The organism is Streptomyces sp. ALI-76-A, from assembly GCF_030287445.1.
In the GTDB taxonomy this organism is placed as follows: domain Bacteria; phylum Actinomycetota; class Actinomycetes; order Streptomycetales; family Streptomycetaceae; genus Streptomyces.
On the sequence record NZ_JASVWB010000002.1, the window covers coordinates 1,021,436 to 1,036,887 of the forward strand.

General features: G+C 65.6%; 10 protein-coding genes. 9 read left to right on the plus strand and 1 reads right to left on the minus strand.

Translation table 11 applies throughout. The features are described from left to right. The first annotated feature begins 41 nt into the window (after window positions 1-41). The 4 genes from QQS16_RS05355 to QQS16_RS05370 all read left to right on the plus strand — a co-directional run bounded on the left by QQS16_RS05355 (window position 42) and on the right by QQS16_RS05370 (window position 4,683). Window positions 42-566, plus strand: a complete 525-nt coding sequence (locus QQS16_RS05355) for a hypothetical protein (protein WP_006378766.1) — start codon at window positions 42-44, stop codon at window positions 564-566. Further along, entirely contained in the window at window positions 566-1,615 is a 1,050-nt protein-coding gene (locus QQS16_RS05360; protein WP_286060455.1) for a hypothetical protein, read from the plus strand. The genes QQS16_RS05355 and QQS16_RS05360 overlap by 1 nt, the downstream gene beginning before the upstream one ends. A gap of 94 nt (window positions 1,616-1,709) precedes the next feature. Continuing rightward, entirely contained in the window at window positions 1,710-3,998 is a 2,289-nt protein-coding gene (gene mobL / locus QQS16_RS05365; protein WP_286060456.1) for a relaxase MobL, read from the plus strand. A gap of 136 nt (window positions 3,999-4,134) precedes the next feature. Then, window positions 4,135-4,683 carry a hypothetical protein gene (locus QQS16_RS05370; protein ID WP_286060457.1) on the plus strand — a complete coding sequence of 183 codons (549 nt, stop codon included), beginning with the start codon at window positions 4,135-4,137 and terminating at the stop codon, window positions 4,681-4,683. Between the two features lie 117 nt (window positions 4,684-4,800). Here QQS16_RS05370 and QQS16_RS05375 read toward each other — a convergent pair whose 3' ends face one another. Next, entirely contained in the window at window positions 4,801-4,947 is a 147-nt protein-coding gene (locus QQS16_RS05375) for a hypothetical protein (RefSeq protein WP_158697430.1), read from the minus strand. On the opposite strand from QQS16_RS05375, the gene QQS16_RS05380 reads away from it, so the two are divergent. The 5 genes from QQS16_RS05380 (at window position 4,946) to QQS16_RS05400 (ending at window position 15,443) form a co-directional block, all read left to right on the plus strand. Further along, a complete protein-coding gene (locus QQS16_RS05380; RefSeq protein WP_044472790.1) occupies window positions 4,946-5,284 on the plus strand; it encodes a hypothetical protein in 339 nt (112 codons plus the stop codon). The two genes, QQS16_RS05375 and QQS16_RS05380, sit on opposite strands and share 2 nt — an antisense overlap. Window positions 5,285-5,490: 206 nt before the next feature. Then, on the plus strand, window positions 5,491-5,850 hold the full coding sequence (locus QQS16_RS05385) for an SH3 domain-containing protein (protein WP_286060458.1): 360 nt from the start codon (window positions 5,491-5,493) through the stop codon (window positions 5,848-5,850). 228 nt (window positions 5,851-6,078) lie between these two features. Beyond that, window positions 6,079-9,051 carry an AAA family ATPase gene (locus tag QQS16_RS05390; RefSeq protein ID WP_286060459.1) on the plus strand — a complete coding sequence of 991 codons (2,973 nt, stop codon included), beginning with the start codon at window positions 6,079-6,081 and terminating at the stop codon, window positions 9,049-9,051. A gap of 143 nt (window positions 9,052-9,194) precedes the next feature. After that, the gene (locus tag QQS16_RS05395; RefSeq protein ID WP_286060460.1) at window positions 9,195-11,261 is read left to right on the plus strand and encodes a coiled-coil domain-containing protein; all 2,067 of its coding nucleotides are present in this window, start codon (window positions 9,195-9,197) and stop codon (window positions 11,259-11,261) included. A 135-nt stretch (window positions 11,262-11,396) separates the two neighbouring features. Beyond that, window positions 11,397-15,443, plus strand: coding sequence for a type IV secretory system conjugative DNA transfer family protein (locus tag QQS16_RS05400; RefSeq protein WP_286060461.1), 4,047 nt, complete (start codon window positions 11,397-11,399; stop codon window positions 15,441-15,443). Window positions 15,444-15,452: the final 9 nt, after the last annotated feature.

Below are 15,452 nucleotides of genomic sequence, written 5' to 3' on the forward strand. Positions count from 1 at the left end.
ACGCACCAAAGAAGACCCCGACGAGACGTAAGGACACGAACATGTCGACCCAGACCCTGGAGAAGACCGAGACGACCGCCCCGACGAGCACGGCCGCGACGGCGAAGAAGACCAGGGCGAAGCCCGCGAAGGAGCAGAAGGACTCGAAGCTGCGCACCGGATGGCGGCGTCTGGCCCCGAAGAAGGAGACCGGCAGGTTCTCCGTCGTGGTGTGGGCGGGGTTCTTCCGGGTCATCGTCCTTCTCGCCGACTGCCTGCTGGCGTTCATCACGGCCATGGTCATCATCCCGCTGCTGGGCGCATGGCTGCACCAGCAGTCGGGCGCATCCAGGGGTGCGCTCAGTGCGGACGGAACCATCGCCATGTGGCTGATGCCGCTCCTCTTCCTGGTCGCAGTGCTCGCCGCGGGCGAGATCGTCGTGATGCGCGGCATGTGGCGCTGGGCAACGCGGATGATCGCGAAGATCCGGGACGCCCGGGGCGAGGCGACCGGGGCCGACGTCACACCGAAGTCCACGACCAGGACCACCAACCAGAGCAAGACCAACCGCAAGAGGAGCACGTGATGCGCACCGCAGGACTGACGATGAACGACGTGTGGGCCCACCGTGTCCTGCGTGAACGGGGAGTGGAGACGTACCGGCTGGAGGGGGTGACCGCCGAGCTCGGCGTCATGGTCGAATCGCTCGATCTCAAGCACCGGGGCAAGGAGGAGAACTACCGCCCGTATCTGCACATGACGGGCGAGCTGCGCTCGGTCACCCCGGCCAGGGCCCTGCCGTTCGGCATCTCCCAGGTGACCTACTCCCCCGGCCAGGGCGAGAAGGTAGACGCCTTCTACGAGTTCGACGACCAGCAGCTGGTCGCGCTCGCCAGCAAGGGCTACTTCACGAGCGGCTTCGCCGTGCCCGAGCAGGTCACCGGGATCGAGTGGGAGCTGCCGGCCACGGCGGACATGCTCGTGCTCGCTCCGTCGGGGGCGCAGACCGAAGGCGATGCGCCCGTGGTCTTCACCCAGATCCACGACATCGGGGGCCTGGAGATCGATCTCGAGTCCAGCGGCTACGACCTCGCGGGCTACTTCGCCGACCATTCCAAGGACGGCGTCCCGCGGGCTGAGGCTGTGGTCGATGCGCGCGGGCTGAAGGCACGTTCGGACGCGATCAACTCGCTGTTCACCGAGGACGAGCTGAGCCTGGACACCGAGGTCAAGCAGGTCGTTGGAGCGCCTGTGCCTGAGGCAGCGCCGGTCGCTGACGGCATGAGCGCGCGTCTGCAGCAGATCGAGGCGGAGATCGCCGCCGAACGGGAGCAGTACCAGACCGAGCGCGCGAGCACCGAGGGCACCACGGAAAACCTCTACCGGGAGCGCGTGGCGGCAGCGTTGCAGACGGCTGAGGAGCAGGAGGAGCCGTTCGCTCCCCCGGTTCCGGCCCATGAGGCGCAGCGCGACCTGAACCTGGATCTCGACCTGGAGCTGGAGGAGCAGGAGCAGGAGACCCGACGACGTGAGGTCAAGCCCGTCCCGAGCCTGGACGAGCGCAAGCGCCAGGTGGCCCAGCATGCGGCCGATCTGGACTTCGGCGAGGACGGCGAGCAGAGCCTGGGGTCCTGAGGACGGACCAGGCATGACGAGCGCGGCCCCGGTTGCTGGCGGACAGCAGCCGGGGCCGTAGTGCATCGGTACCGAGACAGGAGGGAGAGCGACGATGGGCCTGAAGCAGGACATCATCGTGGTCAACGAGTTCAGCGTGCCGCTGCCCGGCGGCGGGGGATCGCGCGGTGCGACGCCGGGCGACTACGTCACTCGGTACATGGCCCGCGAGCAGGCGACCGAGTCGCTGGCTCCCATCCAGCGCCTGCGCACCGACGACTTCATCATGCGCTACATGGCGCGGGAGTCTGCCGTTGAGCGCGCCGGTATCTCGCGGGGCGCGGCGAAGCATGAGATGCGCCAGGCCCAGGGCGACGGCGGCGTGGCCTTCGGCTACGGCTCGGTCTCACTCTCCGACGAGCAGCTGCGCGCGGCCGGCAACGACATCCAGCAGCACTTCGAGAACGGCAAGACCGTGCTCAAGACGGTGCTGTCCTTCGACGAGGAGTACCTGAGGAAGCACCGCATCGTCGATCAGGACTTCCACTGCGAGGCACGCGGCGACTACCGCGGCCACATCGACCAGATGAAGCTGCGCATGGCGATCATGCACGGTCTGGAGCGGATGAGCTCGGGCACCAGCGGCTTCGACGACCTGCGCTACGTCGGGGTCATCCAGGCCGACACCGAGCACGTGCACTGCCACCTGGCCATGGTCGACGGCGGCCGGGGCCAGGTGACGAAGAACGGTACGCAGCGCGGCAAGCTCCTGGACCGGCACAAGTCCAGGCTCCGCCGCGGTGTTGACGCCTGGCTCGATGAGAAGCAGGCGGTGGCTCATCTCGCCAGCGCTGTCGGCTACGAGCGGCGCAACGTCACCACCTTCATCAAGCGGTGGGCGCACGAGCGGATCCGTGCCGAGTCCCTGCCGCAGTTCCTGCTCGCCTGCCTGCCGGCAGACCGAACGTTGTGGCGCGCCGGCTCGAATGACGCCCGTATGCGCAAGGCGAACCAACTGGTGACCGAGCTCGTGAAGGAGCAACTCGACCGTGCAGGGTCCCCGATGCCGGAGGCCATGGAACGCATCGTCGACTACGCCAACGAGCGCCGCGCGAAGGAGTCTCTGAGCACGGAGGAATGGCAGAAGCTGGTCGAGCAGGGACGTATGCAGATCATGGAGCGCGCCGTCAACGGCGTCTACCAGATGCTGCGGGCCATGCCGGAGTCGGAGTTGCGGGTGCGCACGCCGATGCTCGAAGTCATGGGGATGGACTACCAGCAGATGGCGGTGCTCGCCGCGGACCGGCAGGGCGAAGACCAGAATGCTGAGGCCGACTTGGTCTCCTTCGGCTTCCGACTGCGCAGCTACGCCTCACGCCTGCAGCATCATCGGGAGAAGGCCGGGGTCTACCGCGACCTCGCGCACCAGTGGGAACAGGCCGAGAAGGCCGACGTCGCCGCCGAGGACTCGCGCCCGCTCTACGACTTCTACCGCTTCGAGGAGAACTACCACCGGCGGCTGATGAGCAAGTACCAGCACTTCCTGCCCTTCCTCGGGGACGCCGGCCAGTGGTACGAGCAGCAGCAGGACGTGGCGACCTACGGCCAGCGGCTGCTCTCGCTCATGGCGCTGCGCGCGGATGCCTCCCTGCAGCGGATGAAGGACCCCGAGGAAGCCGAGAACCTGGGCCGGACAATCTACGATCAGCCGGGCGGCCGGCTTCTGACTGAGGGCAAGCGCGGCCGGGCGGTGCTGGACGCGCGCATCCGGACGATGAAGCAGTCCTATGACCAGAAGCTGGACGGCCTGCGGGCTGATCTCGCTTCCTCCGGCCTGGTGCTGCGCGTGGGGTCGAGCGCCGAGGACCAGGCGAGTACGGAGACCGACGCGGTCAGCACGGACTTCAAGATCGTCGCCGGTGCCGCGTATGACTTCGACGAGGTCAAGGCCCTGGACCTGCACCACCTGGGACACGACTTCGTCACCGACGTCGAGATCGGGCCGCACGCGCGCCAGACCTTCGTCGAGATGACCAGGGATCGCCGGCGGCTGCTGCTGGCGGCGATGGACTACCTGGACCAGTCCGGCCAGGCCGAGGCAATTCCTGATCTGCCGGTGGACGATGTCGCGGCGATGACACGGGCCTCCCGGGAGCTGACGCTTCAGCAGACGGACGAGGAAACCGGCACGCTCGTGTTGCGTTCCCGGATCGCGGAACTGCGCGCCGAGCGCGGGCAGGCCGAGCGGATGCGGCGGTCCAAGGCCTCGTCGCTGGACGCCGGCCTCGTCGTGCGGGTCCAGGCCCAGGTCGATCAGGCTGTGACCACAGCGGATGCCAGGATGGCATTCGACTCGCAGTCACCTTCCACCTCGACTGACTTTGGACGTGAACAGAAAGACTAGTTGCAGCCTTGTCGAATGCTCTATGAGAGTATTAGCGTGAAGAGCGTTCGGCGGGACTCAATACCTTGTCCGGACGATGTGACTGATCGCGGCCGACTTGTCAGAGGGCAGTCGGAACGAACGGAAGGAAGAGATCATGGCACTTCTCAAGGGCAAGGGCGCGATGACCGGAGTCAACCTCATCGCGAAGGTCTACAAGAACGGCGTCACCAAGGACGGCAAGTCCCAGTACGCCGACGTCCAGCTCGACGCTCGAGATCCGCGCGGTCCGGAGCAGACGAACCTGCATCTGAAGTCCGATCGGGTTCAGGGTGAGGACGGCAAGGTCCGCTACAACAACGGCGCTCCGTACTCCACCGGTCAGATGGAGGAGATTGTCAAGGCTGCGGGTCCGAACACCGAGCCGATCCTGAACAAGGACGGCACTGAGGTCGGCACCATCTACGGCTTCAAGGGCAACGTGATGCCCGCGACGCGCGGCACTGGCCTGGTGGTTAACACCAAGTCCGTCGAGGCCTCCGAGTTCAAGGTCGACGACAAGACGCTGGACAACCAGTTCGCGTCCATGCGCGCCGCCCGCGAGGCACGGGCGGCGGCCAAGGAGTCGCAGGCTCAGGCCCCGGCTCCCGAGGCCAAGCAGGAGCAGGCAGCTGAGGTCGAGGTCGACGAGCCGGCGGTCGGCTGAGACCGAGGTCGAGTTAAGCCCTATTCGAAAAGCCCCTGGATGTCACTTGGTGAACTCGCCGTCGTCGCAAGCGGAATGCTCGCTGTCGGCCTCGCTGCCGTGGGTGCCTCGACGTACTCACGGCGCCGCTCCCGTCAGGGCGATCAGCCAGCTTCGCACGGCTGATCCACAGATCCCCAGCGCGTCCGCCGCGCTGGGCGGGGGCCGCGTCTCCAGCGTCCCCCGCACCTCGACGAACACCTCCAACCGAAGGTTTCTTCTCATGCGATCCGCCATCCGCAACGCCGTCATGACGACGACGGCCACCGCGGTCCTGCTCGGCGGCCTCGCCGCCGTCGCCACGCCCGCGTCCGCCGTCGGCTCGTCCGCCTGCACCCGCAACGACCGCAACCACTCCGTGTGGGGCCCCAACCTGGAGTGGCCGAACATCCGCACCGGCCCCGGCGTGGCCTACAAGTCCAAGGGCCACCTCGACTCCGCCGGCGAGTTCTGGGTGGAGTGCTCCGCCGTCAACAAGTACGGCAACCGCTGGTACTACGGGGAGAGCCTCTCCTCCAGCTCGTACGGCACGAAGGGCTGGGTCGCCGCCAGCTGGTTCTAGCACCACCGCGCGACGCCGACGCGACGCGCCCCCACACCGCTCCCTCCTGGAGCGACCGGGCAGAAACGCCCTGACCTGACCACGGCCAGGCCCGCCTTCCAGGCCCCGGCGACGCCGGTGACACGACACCCCGCCAGCGCCTGCCCACCGACCTCTCGCCGAGGCACACCCCTACCCAACCACACCCCTTTTATGGAGGTTTGCACATGTATGCACGTCACATAGCCGTACTCGCAGCCACCGCGGCCGCCGTCGCCCTGCCGCTGCTGTCCGCCCCGGCGGCCACCGCCGCGCCGCAGTCGGTCGCCACCGCGGTGCCCGCCTCGTCCTGCACCACCAACCCCTACCTTCCGTGGGCGGTGCACGGCACCAGCGCGGTGACCATCCGCTCGAAGGCGACCACCAAGTCGACCGCGGTCGGGGTCCTCTACAAGTCGCACAAGTTCACGGTGCACAAGACCACCAAGGGCGCGACCTGGGTGTACATCACCGACAAGAACACCAAGAAGACGGGCTGGGTCTCCGGCAAGTACGTCTACCGCGACGTGCGCATGTGCCTGGACTGAGGCACCGCCTCACTTCCGTGCCCCGGGCCGCCCGGCCCGGGGCACCTCCGCCTGGCCTGCCCCCTCGGCGCCGCGCTTCCACTCCAGCCCTCACCCCAGTCCGGCAGGGTTCCGCGAGTCCGAATACGGCGGGTGAGCGACCCGCGACCAGTGCATGGAACGAAAGGCCCCGGAGTCCACTCCGGGGCCTTTCGTATTCTCCATTCAATGCCCTATTGAATGCTACCGGTGATAGGATTTCGACTGATTTTCCAGTTAAATCTTCAGTCCAGTCGAGAGGTCTTGCGCGGCATGTTCCACGAGGCACAGCTCAACGAGCGCTACCCACTCCTGTCCAAGCTCTCGGAGCCACTGAAGAAGGCCGAGCGCGACATCGTCGGCCGTGAGCACGAGACGATGCAGCTGCTGGCCTCGATGAGCCGCCCTGAGCTGTGCAATGCGCTTCTACTGGCCGAGGCCGGAACGGGAAAGACCGCATTGGTCCAGGCCACGATGCTCGTGGATCCGGGCCGCCTCTACCTGGAGGTGGACCCGGCGCGCATGATCTCCGAGGCGGGCAACGCCGAGAACATGGCCTCGAAGCTCAAGGGTTTCTTCGACGAGGCCGAGGACTTCGTCAAGGACGAGAAGCACGAAGTGGTGCTCTTCATCGACGAGTTCCACCAGATCATCCAGCTCTCCGACGCCGCTGTCGAGGCCATCAAGCCGGTCCTCGCGGCTTCGGGAACCCGAGGCATCAGGATCATCGCGGCGACGACCTACGAGGAGTTCCACAAGCACATCTCGCCGAACCAGCCGCTCGTCGAGCGCCTGCAGCGCATCAACCTCAACCCGCCGGACCAGGCGACGACCATCAAGATCCTGCAGGGCATGGCCGAACGGTACGGGGTGGCCGACGAGTTCTACGACGACCACGTCTTCCGGCAGATCTACGAGTACACCCAGCGCTACATGCCGGCCAGCGCCCAGCCGCGCAAGTCGATCCTCGTGCTCGACTCCATGGTCGGCTGGCATCGCCTGACGCACCGGCCGATGGACCGGGACCTGCTCTCGGACGTGCTCATGGAGTCCCTGAACGTGAACGTCGCATTCCGGGTCGACGGCGCGAAGATCAAGAAGCAGCTGGACGCCAAGGTGTTCAGCCAGGACTGGGCGACCGGCGCGGTGGCGCGTCGTCTGCAGTTGTCGGTGGCGGACCTCAACGACAAGGGAAAGCCGATGGCGAGCCTGCTGTTCACGGGATCGACGGGAACGGGGAAATTCTGCATCGACTCGACGCAGGTTCCTGTCTACTCGAGCGACGGCGAGACCACCTGGAAGCTGCACGGCGACCTGGTCCCGGGCGACAGAGTGTTCGGTCGCCAAGGTCACCCGGTCGAGGTGCTCGGACACTTCCCGCAGGGCATGCAGGACGTCTACCGGGTCACGCTCTGGGACGGCCGGACTCTCGACGTTGGAGGACCGCACTTGTGGACGGTCTACACAGCCAAGCAGCGGTCGAAGAAGCATGCGGGCAAGGACGTCGCGCCGATGGTCCTGAGCACGCAGGAAATGGTCGAGCGTGGCGTCGTGCGGACCTACCCCGGCGACTCTCGGGAAGATCTGAAGTTCTTCATCCCGGCGAACGGACCGGTGCACTGGCCGGAGCAGGACTTCGACGTCGATCCGTACGTCTTGGGCGTCCTCATCGGTAACGGGTGCCTCACTGAGAGGCAGCTGACGCTCTCGTCTGACGGGGACGACGCCGACCACACCGTGTGGATGGTGGGCGAATGGCTGGGGTCGGCACCGAAGTCGTACGGACACAACTACAGCTGGGTCTTCCCTGTCGGTGTTGGCCCGGTGGAGGACTGCCGCGATTCGCTGTACCAGACGAAGGACGTGCTTGCCTCGGTTCCCGATCTGATCGGTGCGCGCTCGGCGGAGCGCCGTATCCCGGAGAGGTACAAACACGGATCGGTACAGCAGCGGTGGGCGCTGGTGCGGGGCCTTTTCGACACCGACGGATCGATCGGTGCCTCGAACGACCGCTTCAACGTCTCGTACTCGACGTTCTCCAAGGGGCTCACGGAGGACCTTAGGGAGGTGCTGTTCTCGCTTGGCGTCTCGAACACGATCAAGTCGTGGACACGCACGAAGGAGGGCGGGCGCGAACTGGTCGAGTACGGCGTGCACGTGAAGGTCGGCAACGAGGATAAGGCCCGGTTCTTCTCCCTCCCCCGCAAGCACGAGATCGCACGGTGCGCGGCCATCGAGACCTCGGGTCGTAAGCGCGTGAAGAAGTTCGACATGGTCGGCATCGCGTCGATCGAGAAGCTGCCGGAGCAGCAGAGCTCGTCGTGCATCTACGTCAACGACGAGGAGCACCTCTACCAGGCTGGTCAGTTCGTGGTCACGCACAACACGGAGCTCACGAAGCAGCTGGCACGACTACTGTTCGGTGACGACCAGCGGCACCTGATCCGGTTCGACATGACGGAGTACGCCGAGGACTCGTCGTTCGCGGCGTTCCGTTCTGAGCTCACCAAGCGCGTGTGGGCCCTCTCCCACGCTGTGCTGCTTTTCGACGAGGTCGAGAAGGCCTCGGCGATGGTGACACGCGTGCTGCTGCAGGTGCTCGACGACGGCCGGCTCAACGACGCCAACAACCGCGAGGTGAGCTTCCTCAACACCTACATCGTGCTGACGACGAACGCCGGCTCGGAGATCTACAAGGACATCGCGCAGTACGCGGCGGACGACACCGGGTCGGGCAAGCAGCTGCTGGAGTACGAGAAGCTCATCCGCCGCTCGATCTCCTCGACGACGGGCAACAACCGGTTTCCGCCCGAGCTGCTGGGCCGTATCGACGCGATCGTGCCTTTCCAGCCGCTGTCGCTGCTGACGCAACAAAAGATCGTGTGGAAGAAGCTGCGCCAGATGGTGCAGGAGGTGTTCGTCAAGCACAACGTGCGCATCGACGTCGATGCGAGGGTCCTGCAGTACCTCATCGAGGACAAGGGCGATACCGCCTCTGATGCCGGCGGTGCGCGTGCGGCTGTGGCGAGGCTGACCGACGAGGTCACCACCGCGGTGGCGACCTTCCTCAACGAGCACCCCTCGGAACGGCGTATCCGCATCGACGTCGTCGGCGACCTGGTCAGCGACGACAAGAACCTGCTGAGTTCCGACGCCTACGTCGAGGTCAGCGCGGTGCGATGAACCGGTCCGAGGACGGCGGGAACGAGTCGACTCATGAGTCGATAGCCCATCCATGCCCCGTGATTGCCTATCGCGATAGAGAGGCGATAAGATACCCATAAACTAGGTGAACTGTGTTTTATTAACGGAGGGATCGCGCATCAATGGGCATTCTGGGTACGGCAACGGGAAGCCGCAGGAAGGAGCGGAAGAAGAAGCCCGACGAGCTTCTGGCCTCCGTGGTGAGAGAAACGGCGATCCCGGCGGCGGTAGAGCTGCTGCGGTCGAACACGCAGTTCGTCTTTCCCAGCGGTACGGCCTGGGTGATGCTCGTGCTCGCAGCCGACTCGATCGGTGGCTTGAGCAAGCGGCACGGCCGGAACGAGGCGAAGGGCTCGATCATCGAGCTCATCAGCTCCGACCAGATCCGCACGGTGGCCACGGCGGAGATGCTCGAAGAGGAGGTCTTCGGCATCATCCCCACCGACGAGACTCTCGCGCGCATGGAGGAGTACTCGCTGCTCACCGGTGCCACCTACGCCTGGGCCGTCGTGTGGCAGAAGCCCAGCGGCGATCTGCTCGTCGATCTCGTGAACGATGCGACCTTCGCGCAGGCACGCTTTGTCGCTGCAGGTACCACGAGCCTCGAAGAAGCCGTGGGCAAGAAGGCATGGGAAGAGCACAGCGGCCTGGCCGCCGAGGCTGGAGCCACTGCCCCCGCGGTCCTCGGGGAGGACGAGGGGGATGCGATCTTCGAGGGAATCCCCGGTGACGAGGGGGCTGCCAAGGGCCTGGACGACGAGCCGCTCTTCAGCGACGTCGTCGACGCGGATGAAGGGGCGGACGCACCCATGCTCGGCGAGGACGCCGCAGGTATCGACGACGCGGGCGCCGTCCCGGTCGAGTCGGAGCCGGACTACGACGGCGACGAGGTGGCCGGCTACGAGGGTTTCGACGAGACCGACGCCGGCTACGGCGTCGAGGGCGACTACCAGGAGGCCGGCGACACTGTGCTGCTGGCCGATCAGGCCCAGGTGCGCGACGTCATCGCCCGTCGGTTCCTCTCCGAGGAGCTGGACCTGGACGTCCGGCTCGATGAGTTCAACGCAACCTTCGCCATCGGCGCGCCGGTCGTGCAGATCGCTGTGCCCGAGGGCGCGACGAAGTGGCTCGGGGACCAGGTCGCCCAGCTCAACCGGCAGGCCAACGCAGACCTGATGCAGCTCCGTTCCGCGCATGAGGATGAGCTGCGTGCGCTCTACGTCAACCTCATGTCGGCGCACACCGAGCAGGTCATCCGCGATGTGGCCACCGACCGCGCGGGCTCCCGGTACAAGCTGCTGAAGGACGCCGCCGAGGCCGAGCACCAGCAGCGGCAGACGGAGAAGGATGAGAAGATCCGGGCCCGCCGGGCGGAGATCGCCAAGGACTACGAGTCTCAGGCCTCCAAGGTGGCCCAGCAGGCGGCGCTCTCGGCGGAACTGCAGTACAAGGAGCGCAACCGCTCGAAGATGGAGCGCGAGCAGACCGACTCCATCGCCGGGATCGAGCGGGACATCGAGGACACCCACGCGCACAACCAGCAGGAGATCCTGCGGGTCCGGCGTTCGGACGCGACGCTGAAGATGCAGACCGGGCAGACGCGGATCTTCGAGGTGCTGGCCGAGCGGCAGTCAAAATACCTGGCGGCCGAGGAAGAGCGCCTGAACCAGTGGAAGTCCGAGATCCAGCGGATCGTCGACGACAACCGCAAGGCCGACATCGCCCAGTCCGAGGCGCTGGCCGAGCACCTGCGGACCACGGACGAGATCGGCGCCCTGCGCCGGGAGCAGCAGGACCTCCTGGAGTCGGTGCGCTCTGAGCACGCCGACCGGATCCGCCGGATGGAGGACGAGCTCGAACGCAACCGCAAGGACGCCATCACGCAGATGACGGCTCGGGACGCCGAGTGGCAGCACAACCTCGACCTGGAGAAGGAGAAGACCAACTCCCAGGTGGCACGGGTCACCGACCTGCTCCAGCAGCTGTCGACGGTCGAGGATTCAGTGGCCAGGCGGTATGAGGTGCGCCTGGCGGAGATGCAGGCCGACAAGGAGTCCTACGCCAACGAGCTGGCGCGGGCCTCCGAGATGCAAAGCCGCTCGAACAAGATCCTCGTCGTCATGATCGTCACGCTCTCGCTCCTGATGGGCGCGGCCGGCTTCATCGTCGGGGTGGTCTTGACCCGTTGAGCGGACCGGTCATGACCGACGGGGTGATCTGACGGCGCATGGGCGCATTCCCCATGCGCCGTCGTCGTCTGCCCAGGCAGGCGCACTGGACAGCAGGACAGCAGGACGAGCGAGGCTCGAGATTAAGGGATCACGATGGCCACGAACAGGCGGAAGGCAACACGGCCGAAGGCGAGCAGCTGGGACAAGATCTCGGCGCGGACGCCCGGCGAGACGCTGACGAACCGAGACGTCCACGACAACCAGCAGCTGGACCGCAGCACGTTCCTGACTCTGAGGTCGACCAGACCGGGCATCGTCGTCGCGGTGATTACCGGCGTGCTGGTGACGATCGTCGCCTGGGTCTTCTACTCGCTCATCGCCACGGCGGTGCTCTCGGTGGGCGCGTCCGTGGGTTCGGGCGTGCCCGGCAACGGCACCGGCAAGCCGAGCGTGTACTACGTCCAGGACACCACGACGGGTGCGGGCGGCTCGGTCGTGAAGTGCTACCGGCCCCTGGCCAAGGACGGCAACCCGGACGTGAAGGCGAAGTGCTACCACAGCGCTGAGGCTGTTCCGGTCCCCAGCTGGTACACCGCGGCGAAGGACGGCAAGCCCAGCGCCGAGAAGCCGGCTGAGCCCAAGAAGAGCGCGACGACGGTCGGCGAGCAGCTGGCCGACGTCTCGGGGTTCAAGCTCTTCATCACGCTCGGCTCGGGTCTGATGGTCGCCCTCATCATCGGTACGTGGTTCTCGCGGAAGGTCGCCGCGGCGAACCTGATGAACACCACGAGCGACATCAACCAGTACCAGAACGACCAGCACATCTCCCTGCCAGAAGAGATCCAGCAGAACTACGACTGGTTCCCTGACGCCGGTGCTCACTCAAGCGTGCAGGTCAGCTCGATGCTCAGCCACATGATGCTCAAGAAGAAGGGCCTGGGCACCGTCGAGGTCGCCCAGCGCGCCAAGAAGGACGTCATCGATGAGGAGGGGAACCTCGTCTACTACGCCGGCGAGGTCATGGACGACGACGAGGGCGATTCGCTGACGCAGACCCTGCCGATCATCGACGAAGACTTCGGCAACGAGCTGTTCGAGGCATCCGGGCTCCCCGATGACAAGACGCTGCGGCAGAAGTACGACACGGCACGGATCCCGTACAACCCTGACGGCAAGAACCGGGACAAGCTCGGCTTCGGATCGGACACGTACAAGACCGTCGCTGACCTGATCAAGAAGGACTGGGAGTTCCCGGCGTACGAGGTCCAGCGCCCGGCCGGGGCGTACGTGGTCGATACCGCGCCGGTGAACACCATGGTGCTGGCCATCACCCGAGCCGGTAAGGGCCAGACGTACATCGAGCCGATCATCGACATGTGGTCGCGGGAGAAGAAGCCCTCGAACATGGTCATCAACGACCCCAAGGGCGAGTTGTTGGTGAAGAACTACGTGCCCCTGGTCACACGCGGGTTCGAGCCGGTGCAGTTCAACCTGATCAACTCCATGAAGACCGACATCTACAACCCCCTGGGACTGGCGGCCGACGCGGCGCGTGAGGGCAACTTCACCAAGTGCGCGCTGTACGTGGAGAACATCGCCGGGATCTTCTTTCCGCTCGACGGCGGCGAGGACCCGGTCTGGCCCAACGCCGCCAACAACGCCTTCAAGCGCGCGGCCTACGGACTCATCGACTTCTATCTGGAGGAGGAGCGGGAGCTGCGCAGCGCCGCAGCCGTGCTGAATATGGACCCGGCGCTGCTGGAGCAGAAGCTCGATGACCTCTGGGGCAAGGCCACGCTCTACAACTGCTACCAGCTCTTCGTGCAGATGAGCTCGAAGAAGATCAAGAACCCTGAGGCCGAGCTGGAGAAGCGGGTCAAGGCCGGCGAGTTCGAGAACAACGAGGACGCCCTGGCCGAGGAGCAGAAGAAGGCTGCGGCCCAGGCCTTCATGTGGGAGGGCAAGGCCGATCAGGACATGCTCAGCCTGTACTTCAACGCGAGCGAGGAGCTGCCCCGCAACAACATGCGCACGCTGGTGGGCAACGCCCACAACGCGCTGCGCTCGATGGCCGGGGCGGAGAAGATGCTGGCCTCGGTGTACGGAATCGCGATCACCGCCATGTCGTTCTTCACCGACCCCACGATCTCGACGCTGACCTCGGGCAAGCCCTCGCAGAACACCGACCTGGCCGGCCTGAGCTTCCCGCGTCGCCTCGGCGTGCGCTTCGCGCCGAACTACGTCAAGCGCGACCACCTCGTCGGTCAGCAGGCCGTGTGGTCGGCCTACGCGGACCCGATGTTCACCGAGAACCTGGGTGAGGACTTCGAGCACGAGGAGATCGTCGGCCGCGAGGGTTGGGCCCGGTACAACTTCAAGGGCAAGTTCCCTGACGACGAGGCCTGGCTCAAGCTGGAACTGGTCAACCCGCAGACAAAGATGCTGGTGCGCACCTTCTACTTCAGCTTCACGAAGAACTACCAGGTCTCGCTCAACGGCCGGCACTACGTGGTCGAGCCGGTGACGGGCAATAAGATCGTGAAGAACGGCGTGATGCGTGAGCTGAAGCCGGTGCGTGAGGGCGGCACCCGGGACGGGAAGATCCTGTCCTTCCAGCCCGGGGACACGCTCTACCCGGACACACGACTCGACTTCTCCGGCGTCGGCAACCCGGAGAAGGTCTCGTACCAGGCACGGGCGATCACGCAGACGCTGTCGCGCTACTCGGAGTCCCCCAAGGCGCTGTTCCTGGTGGCTCCACCCCACCTGATGAAGTACGCGAAGCTGATCCTGATCCTGGTCAAGCAGCTGTTCGACGTGAGCGCCGACCAGGCGTACATGACGAAGTCGAACCAGAAGCCGCTCTATCGCACGCGGTTCATGCTCGACGAGCTCGGCAACCTGCAGTCCGAGGGCAAAGGCATCGACGGCTTCGAGACGATGCTCTCCATCGGCCTGGGCCAGGAGCAGCAGTTCACGCTCATCCTGCAGACCCTGCAGCAGCTGCGCGACGTCTACGGCGAGAGCGTCGACAAGATCGTGCAGGGCAACACCTCGAACATCGTCTTCTTGAAGTCCACGGACGATTCGATGATCGAGACGCTGGAGAAGATGAGCGGCAAGACGCACCGGTCGTACCGTGACAGCAAGCAGATCAGCCAGGATCTCGACAAGGTCATCGGCGGCAAGACCGAGGGCCGGGTCTCCTACACGATGAACACCAAGGAAGAGCCGCTGATCAGCTACAACGACATGGCATTCCTCTCGCCGCGCAACTCGATCGTCTTCCGGGCCGGCGACGCGCCGATCTGGAACCGCAACCAGACGATCCTGCCGATGTCGTTCCGGCTGCTGGGCAACACGATCAAGCACCCGGGGCACACGTACTCGCTGCAGACGATCCCGACGCTGTCCAGTGCCATGGACTTCGACGTGCGGATGAACCAGCCGGACTTCGTGAAGATGCTGGAGAAGCGCATGCGGCAGGCAGTCAAGGCCGCAGACGCGAAGGCGCAGTACAAGGAGATCTACGGCTACCAGGAAGTCGACATCGAGCGCCTGGATCCCGATGTCTACGCCGACGAGGTCATGGAGGTCATCACGACGATGACCACGGTCGACGAGGGCCAGGACCCCAACGCTCCGGTGGTCGTCGACCCCGACGCGTACGAGGGGATGAGCATGTTCGACGAGGACCAGTTCATCGAGAACGTCGAGGTCGGGGTTGCGGTCGCCGAGAGTCAGGCGGTCAGCGTCGAGCGGCAGCGTCTGCTCTACGCCGAGGGGACGATCAGCAAGGAGATGCTGGTCAACCCCGACGGCTCGGCGAAGGTCAAGAGCCTGGACATCGAGATCGGTGAGGCCTACAAGTCGGCGCAGACCGAGTTGGAACAGGATCGCGAGCACTTCTCGGTCGGCGGCGACGGCGAGCTGCGCAGCGCCGACGGGTCTCAGACGTACATCAGCCAGATCCGCTCGGACGCGTACGCCCATGCGGCCCGCCGGATCAACGGCCATGTGAACGACGAGGACTCGCGGGTGTTCGCGGAGGGGGACGTCACCGAGGAGGACCTGAAGTCCCTGGCGACGGTGATGGTCCACTCGGCCTTCTACCAGTACCTGGCCTCACTGCCGAGCTGGGAGGTGCTGGCCGACGGCCGGTTCGACCGGGCCATGGCCATCGAGATGAACTCGAAGTAGCCGACGGCC